General features: G+C 72.0%; 15 protein-coding genes. 5 read left to right on the forward strand and 10 right to left on the reverse strand.

Annotation, left to right across the window (positions count from 1 at the left end; genetic code table 11):
- Positions 1 to 26 precede the first annotated feature (26 nt).
- Positions 27 to 1,214: an ROK family transcriptional regulator gene (locus F0U47_RS07200; protein WP_149749644.1), complete on the forward strand. Its 1,188-nt coding sequence runs from the start codon at positions 27 to 29 to the stop codon at positions 1,212 to 1,214.
- 52 nt (positions 1,215 to 1,266) lie between these two features.
- On the opposite strand, the gene F0U47_RS21045 is transcribed toward F0U47_RS07200, so the two are convergent.
- Genes F0U47_RS21045 through F0U47_RS07215 form a run of 4 tightly spaced genes read right to left on the reverse strand, consistent with a single transcriptional unit; the run spans position 1,267 to position 3,886 of the window.
- A complete protein-coding gene (locus tag F0U47_RS21045; RefSeq protein ID WP_188111206.1) occupies positions 1,267 to 1,443 on the reverse strand; it encodes a hypothetical protein in 177 nt (58 codons plus the stop codon).
- Positions 1,440 to 2,450: a TIGR00180 family glycosyltransferase gene (locus F0U47_RS07205; protein WP_149749645.1), complete on the reverse strand. Its 1,011-nt coding sequence runs from the start codon at positions 2,448 to 2,450 to the stop codon at positions 1,440 to 1,442. Before F0U47_RS07205 ends, F0U47_RS21045 begins: the two co-directional genes overlap by 4 nt.
- Positions 2,451 to 2,460: 10 nt before the next feature.
- Positions 2,461 to 3,237, reverse strand: a complete 777-nt coding sequence (locus tag F0U47_RS07210) for a sulfotransferase (RefSeq protein WP_149749646.1) — start codon at positions 3,235 to 3,237, stop codon at positions 2,461 to 2,463.
- Positions 3,238 to 3,286: 49 nt separating this feature from the next.
- Positions 3,287 to 3,886: a DUF4126 domain-containing protein gene (locus F0U47_RS07215; protein ID WP_149749647.1), complete on the reverse strand. Its 600-nt coding sequence runs from the start codon at positions 3,884 to 3,886 to the stop codon at positions 3,287 to 3,289.
- 63 nt (positions 3,887 to 3,949) lie between these two features.
- On the opposite strand from F0U47_RS07215, the gene F0U47_RS07220 reads away from it, so the two are divergent.
- Entirely contained in the window at positions 3,950 to 4,429 is a 480-nt protein-coding gene (locus tag F0U47_RS07220; protein WP_149749648.1) for a DUF5709 domain-containing protein, read from the forward strand.
- Between the two features lie 99 nt (positions 4,430 to 4,528).
- Positions 4,529 to 4,675 carry a GPGG-motif small membrane protein gene (locus F0U47_RS21050; protein WP_188111207.1) on the forward strand — a complete coding sequence of 49 codons (147 nt, stop codon included), beginning with the start codon at positions 4,529 to 4,531 and terminating at the stop codon, positions 4,673 to 4,675.
- A gap of 85 nt (positions 4,676 to 4,760) precedes the next feature.
- Here the strand turns inward: F0U47_RS21050 and F0U47_RS07225 are convergent, their stop codons facing one another.
- Genes F0U47_RS07225 through F0U47_RS07235 form a run of 3 tightly spaced genes read right to left on the reverse strand, consistent with a single transcriptional unit; the run spans position 4,761 to position 7,728 of the window.
- Positions 4,761 to 5,876: an FAD-dependent oxidoreductase gene (locus tag F0U47_RS07225; RefSeq protein ID WP_149749649.1), complete on the reverse strand. Its 1,116-nt coding sequence runs from the start codon at positions 5,874 to 5,876 to the stop codon at positions 4,761 to 4,763.
- On the reverse strand, positions 5,873 to 6,754 hold the full coding sequence (locus F0U47_RS07230) for a DUF1295 domain-containing protein (protein ID WP_246159503.1): 882 nt from the start codon (positions 6,752 to 6,754) through the stop codon (positions 5,873 to 5,875). The genes F0U47_RS07225 and F0U47_RS07230 overlap by 4 nt, the downstream gene beginning before the upstream one ends.
- A complete protein-coding gene (locus F0U47_RS07235) occupies positions 6,751 to 7,728 on the reverse strand; it encodes a LysR family transcriptional regulator (RefSeq protein ID WP_223162688.1) in 978 nt (325 codons plus the stop codon). The genes F0U47_RS07230 and F0U47_RS07235 overlap by 4 nt, the downstream gene beginning before the upstream one ends.
- A gap of 87 nt (positions 7,729 to 7,815) precedes the next feature.
- Here F0U47_RS07235 and F0U47_RS07240 point away from each other — a divergent pair, with 87 nt between their 5' ends.
- Positions 7,816 to 9,159 (forward strand): FAD-dependent oxidoreductase, encoded by a 1,344-nt coding sequence (locus F0U47_RS07240; protein ID WP_149749650.1) that lies wholly within the window; start codon positions 7,816 to 7,818, stop codon positions 9,157 to 9,159.
- Positions 9,160 to 9,258: 99 nt separating this feature from the next.
- Positions 9,259 to 10,773 (forward strand): adenylate/guanylate cyclase domain-containing protein, encoded by a 1,515-nt coding sequence (locus tag F0U47_RS07245; RefSeq protein ID WP_149749651.1) that lies wholly within the window; start codon positions 9,259 to 9,261, stop codon positions 10,771 to 10,773.
- Between the two features lie 16 nt (positions 10,774 to 10,789).
- Here the strand turns inward: F0U47_RS07245 and guaA are convergent, their stop codons facing one another.
- The 3 genes from guaA to F0U47_RS07260 form a co-directional block, all read right to left on the reverse strand.
- Complete coding sequence (gene guaA, locus F0U47_RS07250) at positions 10,790 to 12,370, reverse strand: glutamine-hydrolyzing GMP synthase (RefSeq protein ID WP_149749652.1); 1,581 nt, start codon at positions 12,368 to 12,370, stop codon at positions 10,790 to 10,792.
- 218 nt (positions 12,371 to 12,588) lie between these two features.
- Positions 12,589 to 14,316 (reverse strand): GMC oxidoreductase, encoded by a 1,728-nt coding sequence (locus F0U47_RS07255; protein ID WP_149749653.1) that lies wholly within the window; start codon positions 14,314 to 14,316, stop codon positions 12,589 to 12,591.
- 2 nt (positions 14,317 to 14,318) lie between these two features.
- Positions 14,319 to 15,953 (reverse strand): succinic semialdehyde dehydrogenase, encoded by a 1,635-nt coding sequence (locus tag F0U47_RS07260; RefSeq protein ID WP_149749654.1) that lies wholly within the window; start codon positions 15,951 to 15,953, stop codon positions 14,319 to 14,321.
- Positions 15,954 to 15,976: the final 23 nt, after the last annotated feature.

Consider the following 15,976-nt stretch of genomic DNA (forward strand, 5'->3'; position numbering starts at 1 on the left):
GGCTGTGATCGGTGCACAGTTCCGCCATGTCCCCAGCGCACGGCGACCCGGCTCCCGGGTCCCCCGCGTCCCTGCGCACCGCCAACCAGCAGCGCGTCCTCGACGTGCTGCGGACCGCCGCCCCGGGCACCCACGACGCCGACGCGGACGGCGGTCCGACCGCGTTCACGCAGGCCGAGCTCGCCCGCGTCACCGGCCTCGCCCGGGCGACCGTCTCCAACATCGTGCGCGAGCTCAGCGCCGCCGGACTGGTCGACAGCGAGGCAGGAAGCGGCCGTCGGGGCTCGGCGGTCAGCCTCTCCCCGGCGGCCGGCGTCGTCGCCGGTGTCGACTTCGGGCACAGCCACCTCGCGGTGGCGATCGGCGACCTGACCGGGCGGGTCCTCGCGGAGGAGCGCCGCCACCTGGCCGCGGCCCTCGAGCACGACGAGGCGCTCGCGCTGGCCGCCGAGCTCATCGACGGCATGGTCCCCAAGGGCGCCGCCCTGCGCCACATCGGCATGGGCCTGCCGGCCCCGGTGACCGACGACGTGGTCCGCACCCCTGCCATCTTCCCGGGCTGGCGCGGCGTCGACGCCGCGGCGGCCGCTTCCGCCGTGCTGGGAGCGCCGGTCGACGTCGAGAACGACGCCAACCTGGGCGCGCTCGCCGAGCACCGCTGCGGGGTCGGCCGCGGTCGCGACAGCTCGGTGTTCGTCAAGATCTCGTCCGGTGTCGGTGCCGGCCTCATCATCGGCAACGAGCTGTTCCACGGCGCCGGTGGGACCGCAGGCGAGATCGGCCACCTGACGCTCGACGAGCAGGGCCCGATGTGCCGCTGTGGCAGCCGTGGCTGCCTGGAGGCCTACACGTCGGTCGGCGCCGTCACCTCGATGATCGCCAGCCAGTACCCCGGGGCCACCCTCGACGACATCGTCGCAGCCGCGCAGGAGGGCGACGTGTCCGCGCGGCGGGCGCTCGAGGACGCCGGGCTCCACCTCGGCTGGGGCCTGGCGACCATCGTCAACCTGCTCAACCCGTCGGTGATCGTCGTCGGCGGAGACATGGCCAGGGCGGGCGAGCTGCTGCTCGAGCCCGCCCGCATCGGGCTGCGCCGGCACGCGCTCGACGCGGTCGCCCAGACACCGGTCCTGGCGAGCGCGCTGGGCGAGCGGGCGAGCCTCGTCGGCGCCGTGCTGCTCGCCGCCGAGCGGACCGAGCTGCTGGTCGGCTGAGGCCGGTCGGCTGAGGCCGGTCGGCTGAGGCTGGTCTGCTGGGGCTGGGCGGCTACTCCGGTCGGGACGGGGGCTGGGCCTCGGCCTGGGCCTTCGCCTGCTCAGGCGGCAGGGCCAGGAAGTCGGGGAACGACAGCTGCACGCGGAGGCCGAGGGCCTCCATCACGTCGACCGGCGGGGCCGGCTGCGCGGCGGCCTGGGCCGCGCCGTCGGGCTGGGAGGAGTTCATACAGCACCTGCCTCGAGTCTGTTGTCGGAGTCGGTCGCCTGCTGGAGCCGCTCGGCGATGAAGGCCAGCCGGTCGGCGTACGCCGCCCGCGTCGGCGTGCCCTCGGTGAACAGGTCGGAGAAGAGCTGGCGGGCACCCTCGACCATCGGGGTGCGGTACGGCGCCTTGTCCGTGAAGCCGACGAGCTGGAGCGCCGGCGCACCCGCCAGCGCTGCGACACGACGGCCGATCACCGCGCTGAGGACGTCGCGCGTCCTGACCTCGTCGAAGCCCGGCTCCGTGGACGCCCGCTCGAGGACCGCGTCGTGCATCGCGAGGACCAGGTCGGCGCCCCGCAGGCAGGCCAGCGGCTCCTCGGCGGGCGCCGTGTCGTCGACGTAGTTGCTCGTGAGGATGAACCCCGGCTCGGGGACGGCGACGTACTTCCCCTTCGCCATGGCCATGAGACCGACGCCGAGGGCGTAGAAGCCCTTGAGGTACCACGACCGGAGGAACTCCAGCCGCTCGACCACCAGCTCGCGCCGGGCCACGCCGTAGCTCGACGGGAACGGCAGCGAGCCGAAGACCCGCATCCGCTGGGCGGGGTCGTCGGCGTTGACGTGGCGCACCACCTCGAGGGTCGCGGTGGCACGGTCCGGCGCGACGACCGAGAGGTGGATGATGTGGCCGCCGGCGCACACGGCGTCCGGCCGGTCGGCCATCCGCTTGCGGGCCTTCTCGAGCGTCTCCAGGACCGGGTAGTTGTCGTCGGCGCCCATCACGACGTACTCGCTGTCGAGGTCGTTGACGACGCTCAGCAGGCGCTCGAAGACCGGCAGCGACGCGTCGTACGCGCGGTAGTCGACGGTGAGTGCGGACTGCCGCACCGTCGTGCGGTTGAGCTCCCGCGCCTCCGCCCCGCTGCCGTCGGCGACGACGAGGTCGGCGCGCGGGTAGAACCGTGCGTAGTAGTCGAGGACCGACCGCAGGGAGTGCGGCCGGTCAGCGGTCGGGATGACGATCTTCATGGCCCGCACCTCATCCGATTCCGATCGGCCCGAAGTCAACGTCCGGATAGTACTGACAGAAGCGCTCGACGCGGGCCCTCAGCTCGACGGGGATCGCGTCGCCCCGGCCGGTCGTCCCGACGTTCTTGCGCACGTTGACCCCGCCGGCCACCGTCTCGAGCGCCTCGGCGATCGCGTCGTTGTTCCACGGCAGCTGGCCGAACTTCAGAATCCGCCGCAGCTGGCCGTGCGGGTCGGCGATGAGGTCCTCGTAGGTGACGAGCACCTTGTGCTCGGCCTTGACCCAGCTGACGTAGAAGTGGATGTACCACGGCACGGCGAGGTCGACGAGGAACTCGTACATCCGCTCCGGCTCCCAGCTGACCATCGACTCGTCGATGTAGGCGGCGGCAGTGAGCGGGGAGTCGTTGACGACGTGATCGCGCAGGCTCACCACGATGTCGAAGATGTTGCGCACCAGGCAGACCGGCACGATCTGGTAGCGGTCGATGAGTGCCTGGGTCTCTGCGTTGTGCTTGACGTGGTTCTGCGCGACCCAGGCGCGCGGCCGGTGCGGGCTCGCCATCTGCCCCTGGTCGAACGCGCGCCGCAGGACCTGCGTCGCGGCGAACGCGCGCTGGATCTCCGGCTCGCTGAGCTCCTGCTCCCGGCGGGCGTACGACGGCACGACGTGCTCGCGCCGGAACCCGGGCATCGCGGACAGCGCGGCCGAGAGGAATGTCGAGCCACTCTTCGGCATGCACGCCACCAGGACCGCCCGTGAGTTGGCGCCAGGGATGCCGGTCATGGGGGTGGTGGGTCGCTCTCGGTCCGGGTGCGTGGGCCTGGCGAGGCTATCAAGCCTGTTGCCGGCTCCTCCGGCGCTCCCGCCAGGCCAGGAACCGGCGCCACCCGCGCCTGACCAGGCGGATCGCGAACCACAGCACCACGAGGCCGACCACCAGCAGCGTGCCGGCGATCCCGGCCGCGATGTAGGGGTGCTCGATCGCGAACCACACGACCACGAGCACCACCACGTCCTCGGCCGAGCTGACCGCCACGTTGCTGAAGGGCTCCGGCACGCTGTTGACGGCGAGCCGGGTGCCGGCCTTGACCGAGTGGGCGCCCAGCGCGCTGCCCCCGCCGACGATGCCGCCGACGAGCGCGTTCATCGACTCGGAGTCGCCGGCGAGCAGGACGCCGATCACGCCACCCACGAGCGGCCGGATGACGGTCGACACGACGTCCCATGCGGAGTCGACGTACGGGATCTTGTCGGCGACGAACTCGAAGGCGTACATCAGCGCGGCGACGCCGAGCACCTCCCACCGCCCCAGCTCGTCGGGGACCTGCGCGAGGCCGCCGACCCGGTCGGCGATCCCGAGCACGAGCACGACCAGGTAGGCGTTCACCCCGCTGGCCCAACCGCTGGAGAAGGTCAGGGCGAGGGACTCCACGCAGGCAGGGTAGTGGGCGTCGGCGCCCCGTGTGGCCGGTCGAGGCCCGGGTACTCCTCACGAATGAGCAGCGACGACCCGAACCCCGCCCCGGAGCCGGAGCGCGAGAGCTACGGCGACTACAGCATCGACGACGAGGACCAGCTGCAGCCGTCCGACACGTTGGACGACCCCGACGTCGAGGACTCCCTGGACCGCGGCTACTCCCCGCCCGAGCGCTGGTCCACCGCCCAGGACCACGGCACCACGCCGCAGGAGGAGGCCGAGGGCGAGACCCTCGAGCAGCGGCTCGCCCAGGAGCAGCCCGAGCCCGATCCCTACGCGGAGGCCGACCTGGGCCCCGACGCGATCGTCGACGGCGACCTCGACGACGGCGAGGTGGGAGCGGAGCGGGCCGGCCGACTGGTGGCGCCCGACGAGGGCGTCCACGAGGACACCGAGGCCGGGCTGGTGGGCACCGACGTCGGGATCGACGGTGCCGCTGCCAGCGCCGAGGAGGCGGCCATGCACGTCATCCCGGACGACACCGAGGAGCCCCTGTAACGGCCCGGTGGCCCGCCCCGAACGTCTGCGTTCAGGCCGAGCGGGTACCGCTCCGGCCCGACAGGTCGGACGATCTGTCACCTACCAGGAGGTTGGAAAGTGCTTGCGTTCATTCTGTGGATCCTTGCCGTGATCCTGGTGGTCTCGGGCATCGTCAGCCTGTTCCGCGGGGAGCTGCTGTGGGGCATCTTGCTGATCGTGGTCGGGCTGCTGGTCGGTCCCGGCGGAGTCAGCATCTTCACCTGACACCAGCCAGAGGTCGGGAACGCCTCTGTGAGGCGGTAGCACGGTCCGCGGTGGCCGGCGAGAGCTCGCCGGCCCCGCGGACCGTTCACGTCTCGCGGCGTACGCCCTTGTAGATCCCCTGCCGGACGATCCACGGCTGCAGCACGTGCCGCACCGACCAGGCCGGGAAGCGGAACGGGTGCCCGGACGGGGCGAACACCTGGAGCCCGTCGGGTTGCGGGCCGAGCACTGATCCCCAGCGGCTGCGCGGCGCGCGGAACGAGCGCAGCGGCTTCCCGGCGAGGTGGGCGCGGATGTTGGCGGCCAGCAGCCGGTCCGCCCGGTTGCGCGCGGACGACCGGAGCGGGTCGGTCGCGGCGACGTCCCCGATGGCGAAGACCTCGGGACGGGTCGGGGCCTGCAGCGTCGGGTCCACCCGGACGAACCCGCCGTCGTCGAGCAGCTCGCCCGGCAGCCAGCCGCTGTTGGGGCGCACCCGCCCGACCGCCCACAGCACCGCGTCCGCAGGCATCGGCGCCTGACCGGTGGACCAGGAGACCGGCCCCGCGGTGATCCGGTCGCAAGCGGCCCCGTCGGTCGTGACAGCGCGATGCCCGGGGTGGAGCCGGACGCCGGCCTCCACCAGCCGGCCGCGCACGTGCCCCCAGACCCGCGGATGGTGCCGCGGCAGACCCCGGTCACCCGGGAAGCACAGGTCCACCCGCTTGTCCGGCCAGCGCGCCGCGACGTTCAGCGCGCTGCCGACCGCCGCCGCACCGCCGCCGACGACCACGACCGCGTCCGCCGCGGCCAGCCGCTCGTGCGCCGCGCGGAGGTCCGCGGCGACCTCGGCCTCGGTCTGCAGGTGCGGACGGCGCCAGAAGCCGTTGCTGACGCCGGTGGCGATGACGAGGACGTCGTACGTCTCCACGGCGGCGGTCCCGTCGGCGAGGGTCACGGCGACCTGGCGCGCGTCGAGGTCGAGACCGCCGAGCGTGCCGTGCACGGTCCGGACCCGGTCGAGGCGGCGGTAACGGTCGAACGACGTCCAGTACTCCCGCGCCCACTCCTCCGGCCGAGCGAGCCGCAAGCCCAGCTCCTGGCCGCTGACCAGGCCCGGCTTCGCCGAGATACCGACGACGTCGACGTGCCGCGCGAGGTGGATCGCCGTGAGCAGGCCGCTGTCGCCGAGCCCGGCGACCACCACCTGCGGCCGGGTCACGAGCGCGCGCGCCGCGGCGGACGCGGCACCAGCATCGGCACCCGGTCGATGACGTCCTGGTACGACGGGCGCCGCTCCAGGCTGCGCTTCTCCATCATGGGAATGCTGGCGCCGAGGAACATCGCGAGCATCGCCGCCGTGCCGGCCAGCAGCCACCACCAGTCGCCCGGGGAGGCGGCGATCCCGAACAGGCCGAGCGCGAGCCAGAAGCCGATCTCGCCGAGGTAGTTGGGGTGACGCGACCAGCCCCACAGACCACGGTCCATCACCTCGCCCGGCTCACGGTCGCGGATGAACCGCCGCATCTGGCCGTCCGCCACCAGCTCGAGGGCCACCGCTCCGACGCCGACCACCAGCGCGACGCCGTCGAGCCAGCCGAGCTCGCGCCCGGGCCGTGCGACGGCGACGTAGACGGGCACCACCCCGAGGAAGGTCTGGAACGTCGGGACCAGGTGGATCGCGAAGAAGTCGACCGGCAGCTCGAGCCGCCCCGCCCGGTCGCGGAGCATCGGGTAGCGCCAGTCCTCGTGGTGGAGGCCGGGGAACCCGACCACCCAGTTGGCGGTGAGCCGGACCGCCCAGAGGAAGACCACGGCCAGCACCAGGAAGGTGCGGGCGTCGTCGCCCGCCCCGCTGCTCGCGACGACCCAGTAGACGGCGAGGTACGGCGGCAGCACGCTCCAGTAGGGGTCGTAGAAGCTCGAGTTGTGGTGCCACCGGCTGGCGGCGAACACGACCACGGTCGCGATCACGTCGGCGACCAGGGCATCGAGCCACAGCCGGCCGGTGTCCGGCCCCCAGGCCAGCCAAGCGGTCGCCGTACCGAACGCGACGAGGTAGGCAGCGGTCACCCGCGCCATCGACTCCGCCTTGCTCACACCCCGAGCGTAGTGGAACGCGTTCTAGTTTTCTGCCTGCTCGGTGTCGAGCCGGTCGAGGCCCCGGCGGCCCAGGCCACCAGGTCCCGCGCCGGGCCCTCCGGCGGGTGCGTCCCGCCGAGCCACACGGCGTGGAGCCGGCGGGTCAGGTCGAGGCCGGCGACGTTGATCTGCACCAACCGTCCGGTCGCGAGGTCGTCGCGGATCGCGTGGGCGCCGACGGCCGCCGGTCCGGCGCCCGCGGCGACAGCGGAGCGCACGGCCGCCGTGCTCGAGAGCTCGAGGGCGGGTGGGGCGGTCGGCAGCCCCTCGAGCGCCCGGGCGAGCACGGTCCGGGTGCCCGACCCGGGCTCGCGCACGACGAGCGGGGTCGCGGCCAGCGTCGTCGCGCTGACCCGCCGGGCCGAGCGCTGGGCCCACGGGTGGCCGGGCCCGACGACGACGATGAGGGTGTCGGTGCCGACCAGCCGGTGGCGCAGGCCCTCGGGCGCCTCCGGTCCCTCGACGAAGCCGAGGTCGACCTCGCCCGCCGCGACCATGGCGGCCACACGCTCGCTGTTCGTGGCCGTCATCGTGACCTCGGTGGGCACCAGGCCGAGCTGTGCCTGCCGCGCCCGCAGCGCGACCAGCCAGCCGGGCAGGAGGTGCTCGGCGATGGTGAGGCTCGCCGCGATCGTGAGGTGGCCGCGGCGGTCGGCACGGAGCGCGGTGATGCCGGCGTCGAGCTGCTCGGCGGCCTCCAGCACCCGCGTCGCCCACTGCACCAGCAGCTCACCGGTTGGCGTGAGGGCGGACCCGCGCCGCGATCGGTCGAGGAGCGGCGCCCCCACGAGCGACTCCATGGTCCGCACCCGGGAGGACGCGGCCTGCTGGGTGATGCCGAGCTCGACCGCCGCGGAGGTCAGGCTTCCGGTGCGGGACACGACGACGAGGAGCTCGAGAGCACGCAGCTCCGGCACATGGGATCCCAGCACAAGTCAACAGGCTACCCAAGGTTGGCTTGTGACCCCACAACCCCAACCTCGTTCTGTGGCCGGCCGTCCGTGTCCAGACTGGAGGACATGACTCTTCGTGTTGCGATCGTAGGCGGCGGACCGGCCGGCATCTATGCCGCCGACATCCTCACCAAGGCCAGCGCAGAGGCCGGGGCCGACGTCTCCGTCGACATCCTCGAGCGGCTGCCCGCCCCCTTCGGCCTGGTCCGGTACGGCGTCGCGCCGGACCACCCCCGCATCAAGGAGATCGTGAAGGCGCTCCAGCGGGTGCTCGCCAAGCCCGAGGTCCGGTTCCTCGGCAACGTCGAGTACGGCGTGGACGTCAAGCTCGAGGACCTGCGCGACTTCTACGACGCCGTCGTGGTCGCGACCGGCGCGATGGCCGACCGCGACCTCGGGATCCCCGGCGAGGAGCTGTCGTACGGCGCCGCCGACTTCGTCTCGTGGTACGACGCCCACCCGGACGTCCCGCAGACCTGGCCGCTCGACGCGAAGAGCGTCGCCGTCCTCGGCGTCGGGAACGTCGCGCTCGACGTCGCCCGGGTCCTCGCGAAGACCGCCGACGAGATGCTGTCGACCGACATCCCCGCCCACGTCTACGAGGGGCTGAAGGCGAAGACCACCACCGACGTGCACGTCTTCGCACGCCGCGGCCCGGCGTACGCCAAGTTCTCGCCGCTGGAGCTCCGCGAGCTCAACCACTCCCCCAACGTCGAGGTGATCGTCCACCCCGAGGGCTTCGACGTGGACGACCACGGCATGGAGCACATCGGCAAGCACAAGGCGCAGAAGATGGTGCTCGACACCCTCGCCAACTGGGTCGGGCGCGAGCCGGTCGGCAAGCCGCACCGGATCCACCTGCACTTCGCCGAGGCGCCCACCGAGATCCTCGGCGGACCCGACGGCGTGACGACGCTCCGCACCGAGCGCACCCGGCCGCTCGGCGACGGCAGCGTCGAGGGCACGGGCCAGGTGACCAACTGGGACGTCCAGGCGGTCTACCGCGCCGTGGGCTACCGGAGCACGCCGCTCCCCGGCCTCCCCTTCGACGAGCGCGCCGCCGTGATCCCGAACGACGGCGGTCGGGTGCTCGACCTCGACGGCGACCCGATCCCCGGCACCTTCGTCACCGGCTGGATCAAGCGCGGCCCGGTCGGCCTCATCGGCCACACCAAGAGCGACGCCGCAGAGACCGTCGGCCACCTGCTCGCCGAGACCGGGCAGACCGCGACGCTGCGCGAGCCGGGCGACATCGACGCCTATCTCGCCGAGCGCAACGTCGACGTCGCCACCTTCGAGCACTGGGAGCGCCTCGACCAGCACGAGGTCGCGCTCGGCGAGGCCGAGGGCCGTGCGCGGGTCAAGGTCGGCGACCGCGAGGGGATGCTCCGGGCCGGTCGCGACGGCTGAGCCCGGCGAAGCTTCGGCGGGCACTCCTTGTGCTCCTCGGGCAGCGCGGCGATCCTGGGAAGCGCACGGTTTCTCCCGCCGAGCTGAGGAGTGGGGTCGATGCGGCCCAAGACGGGGTACGCCCGCAACGGCGACGTCCGGATCGCCTACCAGGTGGTCGGCGACGGTCCCATCGACCTGGTGATGACACCCGGCTACGTCTCCCACCTGGACCTCTGGTGGATGCTTCCGGAGACCACCCGGTTCATGCAGCGGCTGGCGTCGTTCTCGCGGTTGATCCTCTACGACAAGCGCGGCACCGGGCTGTCCGACCCTGCTCCCGGGCTGCCGGCCATGGAGGACCGCATGGAGGACCTGCACGCGGTGCTCGACGCGGTCGGGTCCGAGCACACGGCGCTGCTGGGGTTCTCCGAAGGCGGGCCGCTGAGCATGCTCTTCGCCGCGACCTACCCGGAGCGCACGACCGCTCTCGCCCTCTTCGGCAGCTTCGCCCGCTTCCCGGGTGAGGACTACTACCCGCACCTCGTGCCCCAGCTGGACGACGTGCTCGAGGTCTTCGCCGACATCCACGAGCACTGGGGCGAGGGTCGGATGCTCGACCTGTTCGCACCGGAGCTCGCCCACGACACGGCCACCCGCGAGAGCCTGGGCCTGTTCGAGCGGCTCGCGGCCAGCCCGGCGATGGCGAGCGCGCTCATCCAGGCGGCGATGCAGATCGACGTGACCCACGTGCTGTCGTCGATCACGTGTCCGACCCTCGTGCTCCACCGGACGAGCGAGGCCCTCCCCCTCGAAGCCGGGCTCGACATCGCCGAGCGCATCCCCGGCGCCCGGATGCTGCAACTGTCCGGCACCAGCCACCTGCCGTGGCTCGGCGACACCGACGCGGTGCTGGACCCCCTGGAGGAGTTCCTCACCGGTGCTCAGGTCCCTCACGAGGCGAGCCGGGCGCTGGTCACCCTGCTGTTCACCGACATCGTGGGCTCCACCGAGCTCGCGGCCGACCTCGGCGACACCCGCTGGCGGTCGCTCCTCGAGCGCCACGACGCCCTGGTACGCCGAGAGGTGGGCCGCGCCGGCGGGACGGTCGTGAAGTCGCTGGGCGACGGGGCCTTCGCCCGGTTCGACGGGCCGGCCCGGGCGATCCGTGCGGCGCAGACCATCGTGCAGGACGCACCGGACGACCTGGGGGTGCAGATCCGTGCCGGCGTCCACACCGGGGAGTGCGAGCTGCTCGGCGACGACCTCGGCGGCATGGCCGTGCACCTCGGCGCCCGCATCGCCGCGAAGGCGCAAGGCGGCGAGGTGCTCGTCTCGGCAGCGGTCCGTGACCTGGTGCTCGGCTCACCGATCGGGTTCGAGGACCGAGGGGTGCACGAGCTGAAGGGCGTCCCCGGGACCTGGCAGCTCCTCGCCGCCCGCGACGGCCATTCCCGTGCACGAACAGCCCCGGCCCCCGCCTACGCCGTGGCCCCCAACGCCCCGATCTCGACCGCGTCGGACCGGGCAGTCGCCCGGATGGCGAAGGTCAGCCGTGCGTCGCCCCGCCTGAGCGTCCAGCTCGGCCGGGTCCTGGGGCGGACGTCAGTGGCTCGAGCGTCGCGCGTGGGCTGACCCGCCGGCCGAGGAGCTACTCCCACTCGATGGTGCCCGGCGGCTTGCTGGTGATGTCGACGGTCACCCGGTTGACCTCACGGACCTCGTTGGTGATGCGGGTCGAGATCCGCTCGAGGACGTCGTACGGCACCCGGGCCCAGTCGGCGGTCATCGCGTCCTCGGACGTGACCGGTCGCAGCACGACCGGGTGGCCGTAGGTGCGGCCGTCGCCCTGGACGCCGACCGAGCGGACGTCGGCGAGGAGCACGACCGGGAACTGCCAGATATCGCGGTCGAGGCCGGCCGCAGTGAGCTCGGCCCGCGCGATGGCGTCGGCCTCGCGCAGGATGTCGAGCCGCTCGCGGGTGACCTCGCCGATGATCCGGATGCCGAGGCCGGGGCCGGGGAACGGGTGCCGCCAGACGATCTCGGGCGGCAGGCCGAGCTGCTCGCCGACGAGCCGGACCTCGTCCTTGAAGAGGGTGCGCAGCGGCTCGACCAGCTCGAACTCGAGGTCCTCGGGCAGGCCGCCGACGTTGTGGTGGGACTTGATGTTGGCCGCGCCCTCGCCGCCCCCCGACTCGACGACGTCGGGGTAGAGCGTGCCCTGGACGAGGAACTTCACCTTCGAGCCCTCGGGCGAGCTCTTGATGATCTCGACCTCGGCCGCCTCGAACGTGCGGATGAACTCGCGGCCGATGATCTTGCGCTTGGTCTCCGGGTCGGTCACCCCCGCCAGCGCCTCGAGGAACTGCTTCTCCGCGTCGACGACGACCAACCTGGTGCCGGTGGCAGCGACGAAGTCGCGCTCGATCTGCTCGGTCTCGCCCTTCCGCATCAGCCCGTGGTCGACGTACACGCACGTGAGGCGCTCGCCGATCGCCTTCTGCACAATCGCCGCCGCGACGGCGGAGTCGACGCCGCCGGACAACCCGCAAATCGCCCGGCCGTCCGGGCCGATCTGCTCGCGGATGCGCTCGATCTGCTCCTCCGCGATGTTGCCGATGGTCCAGGTCTGCCGGCAGCCGGCAATGTCCCAGAGGAAGTGCTCGAGCACCTTCTGGCCGTGCTCGGAGTGCAGCACCTCCGGGTGCCACTGAACGCCGGCGAGGCCGCGGTCGACGTTCTCGAACGCAGCGACCGGGGTGACGGTCGTCGAGGCGAGCACCTCGAAGCCCTCCGGCGCCGCGGTCACCGAGTCGCCGTGGGACATCCACACGTTGTGCTCGGTCGGAACGCCGCCGAGCAGGGTGCCGGCGTGGCCGACGTGGACCCGGGTGCGGCCGTACTCGCGCGCACCGGTCGCACTGACCGTGCCGCCGAGCCCCTGCGCCATCAGCTGGAAGCCGTAGCACATCCCGAAGACCGCCGTACCCGCCTCGAAGATCGCCGGGTCGAGGCCCGGCGCGCCCGGCTCGTAGACCGACGACGGCCCGCCGGACAGGATGATCGCCTTCGGCCCCTTCGCCACCATCTCAGCCACCGGCATCGTGTGGGGCACGATCTCGGAGTAGACCCGCGCCTCCCGCACCCGCCGGGCGATCAGCTGGGCGTACTGCGCCCCGAAGTCGACCACCAGGACCAGGTCGTGCTCAGTGTTGCCAGGCGCCGTCATGGGCGAATCGTATCGGTGAAAAAGCACCAGGGCCCGACCGGGGAGGGAGGGTGGTCGGGCCCTGATCGTCCAAGCAGCTGCTGGACAGTGCCTGAACCGAGCCCAGGCTTTCGGGAGGGAGCGTGAATCCCCGGGCTCGACTCGATCAACGACGGGTCTCGGGGCGGGTTACGCCCGTTCACGACTCCGTCTGAATGATTTTTTACGAAGCCCGGCCCTCAGGAGACGCCGACGATGGGCAGCCGGAGGGCGCCCGGAGCGGAATCGGGCACGGCGGGCTGCTTCGGCGCGACGGGCTGGATGCGCTGGTACGGCGTGTCCATGGCCGGCCGGGTGTCGACCTCGCCCTTGTTGGGCCAGAACGACATGGCCCGCTCCGCCTGAGCGGTGATCGTCAGCGAGGGGTTCACTCCCAGGTTGGCGGAGATCGCCGACCCGTCGGCGATGTGGAGGCCCTCGTAGCCGTAGATCCGCTGGAAGGGGTCGATCACGCCCGTCTCCGGGCTGTCGCCGATGGTGCAGCCGCCGATGAAGTGGGCCGTCAGCGGCCTGCCCAGCGGCTCGCCGACGCTGCCGAACACCGACTTCGTCTTCATGAAGCGCGCCATCCGGCGGACCGCGTCGTAGGCGACGGGGATGTAGGTCGGGTTGGGCGAGCCGTGGCCCTGGGTCGACGACATGTAGCCGATCGGGCCACGCTGGCGCCACACGGTCGTGATCGAGTTGTCCAGGGTCTGCATGACGAGCGCCACGACGGTACGGCGCGACCAGCTCGACAGGCTGTAGATGTCCTTGAGGCTGCGCCGCCCCTTCCACAGCTCCTTCGCCCAGGTGCGCCAGCGCGGCTCCTCGGTCAGCTCGTCGACGAGGACGGTCGCCATCAACGGCATCACGCTCGCGCCCTTGCCGTAGCGCACCGGCTCGATGTGGGTGTGCTCGTCGGGGTGGAACGACGACGTGATCGCCACGCCCTCGGTCCAGTCGATCTCGTCGTCGGTGGCCGTCGCCCAGAGGATCGCCTCGGAGTTCGTCCGGGTCAGGATGCCGAGCCGGTCCGAGATGTTCGGCAGCGAGCCCTCGGCCTTGAGCCGGTGGAGGAGGCGCTGGGTGCCGAGGGCGGCCGCCGCGAAGACCACCTGCTCGGCGCGGAACGTCTTGACCGCCGTACGACGCGACGCCTTCGCCTTGGTCCAGCGGGCCGTGACCTCGTAGCCGCCGTCGGGGAGCGGACGGACGTCCGTGACGGTGGTCAGCGGGTGGATGACCGCGCCGTTCTGCTCGGCGAGGTAGAGGTAGTTCTTGACCAGCGTGTTCTTGGCGTTGTGGCGGCAACCGGTCATGCACTCGCCGCAGTTGAGGCAGGTGTTGCGCTTCGGGCCGGCGCCCCCGAAGTACGGGTCGTCGACCTCGGTCCCGGCGGGCTGGCCGGGACCGCCGAAGAACACCCCGACCGGCGTCGGGTGGAACGTGTCGCCGACCCCCATCTCCTCGGCGACCTGCTTCATGACCTTGTCGGCCGGCGTCATGCGGGCGTACTCGACCACGCCGAGCATCCGCTTCGCCTGGTCGTAGTACGGCGCCAGCTCCGCCTTCCAGTCCGTGATCTTCGCCCACGACGGATCGCGGTAGAACGGGTCGAGCGGCTCGTAGAGCGTGTTGGCGTAGACGAGCGAGCCGCCGCCGACACCGGCCCCGGCGAGGATGAAGCAGTCGTTGACCAGGTCGATGCGCTGGATGCCGTAGAACCCGAGCTCGGGCCGGAAGAGGAACTTGCGCGCCTGAGCGCCGTTCTCCGGGAGGTCCTCGTCGTTGAACCGGGCCCCGGCCTCGAGGACCGCGACCTTGTAGCCCTTCTCCGTCAGCCGGAGCGCCGAGACGGAGCCGCCGAAGCCCGAGCCGATGATGAGGACGTCGTAGTCGAACCCGGCACCCTTCTCGACCGACATGCTCACGCCCTTCCCAGCTTGTTGAGCATCTTCAGCCCGAGCACCTGCACCTTGGCGTACTGCTCCGCGCTGAGGCCGAACTGCGGGGACAGCTTGATGAACCGCTGGGTGCCGACCGACTGGGTCTCGGTGTAGCGGCGGATCCCCTCCTCGCCCTGGCGGCGGCCCATCCCGGACTCGCGCATGCCGCCCATCGGAGCGGCGAGGCTGCCGAAGGTGGCGCCGAAGCCCTCGTTGATGTTGACGGTGCCGCACTTGATCTGCCGCGCGACGGCCCGGGCGCGGGCGCCGTCCTGGCTGAAGATCGCGCAGTTGAGGCCGTACTCGCCGTCGTTGGCGCGCGCGATCGCGTCGGACTCGTCGTGGAACCGGTAGAGCGACACGACCGGGCCGAAGGTCTCGTTGCCGAAGCAGGTCATGTCGGGGGTCACGCCCTCGAGGATCGTCGGCTCGTAGAAGTACGGCGCCAGGTCGGGCCGTGCCCTGCCACCCGCCAGGACTCGCGCACCCTTGGCCATCGCGTCGTCGACGTGGGCGACCACCGTCTCGAGCTGGTCGGCCGAGATGAGCGGCCCCATGTCGACCTCCCAGTCGAGCGTGGCGCCCAGGCTCATCGCCTTGGTGCGCGCCACGAAGCGCTCGACGAACCGGTCGTAGACCTGGTCGGCGACGAAGAGCCGCTCGGTGGAGACGCACAGCTGGCCGGCGTTGGAGAAGCTCGCCCGGACCGCCCCCTCCGCCGCCCGCTGGACGTCGGCGTCGCGCAGCACGAGGAGCGGGTTCTTGCCGCCCAGCTCGAGCGAGCAGCCGATCAGCCGCTCGGCGCACTGCTTCGCGATCAGCTTGCCGGTCGCGGTGGAGCCGGTGAAGCAGATGTAGTCGGACCGCTCGATCATCGCGGGGCCGAGCTCGCGGCCGGGGCCGGCGACGACCTGCCAGAGGTCCCGGGGGAAGCCGGCCTCGTCCATCAGCTTCACGCCCATGAGCGCGGTGAGCATGGTCTGCGCGTCGGGCTTCGCGACGACGGCGTTGCCGGCCATGAGCGCGGGGAGGCCGTCGGACAGCGCCATCGTCAGCGGGTAGTTCCACGGCGAGATGATGCCGACGACACCCTTGGGGACGTGGTTGACGTCGATCCGGGTGGCGAGCGGGATCACGCCGCCGCGCCGCTCGCTCATCACGTGCTTGCCGGACATGCGGGCGTAGTAGCGCGCGGTCAGCGCCGTGTGCGCGACCTCGTCGTAGGCGTGCTTGCGCGCCTTGCCGTTCTCCAGCGTGATGATGTCGAGGAGCTCCGGCATCCGCTCGAGCAGCAGGTCGTGGAGCCGCAGCATCACGGCGGCCCGCTGCTCCATCGGCGTCCGCGCCCACGCCGCCTGTGCGACGCGCGCCCGGCGGTAGGCCTCGGCCACGTCGGCAGCGCTCGACTGCGGGATGTTGGCCAGGGGCGCGCCGGTCAACGGCGAGGTCACCGAGACGGTCTCCCCGGAGGTGGCCAGGACCCGCTCGGTGAGGGCGGCGACCTCGTCCGGCTCGAGGACGTACGACGCCCGCGGGTCGTGCTCGGGGTCGTGCGGCCCGTCGACGAGGGGACCGCCGCCGACGCCTTCGGGATGGCCGGGGTTCGAAGCGCTCATGTGACGAGCGTAGTGAGTGTGGT

This window comes from Nocardioides antri, from assembly GCF_008373765.1.
GTDB lineage: Bacteria > Actinomycetota > Actinomycetes > Propionibacteriales > Nocardioidaceae > Nocardioides > Nocardioides antri.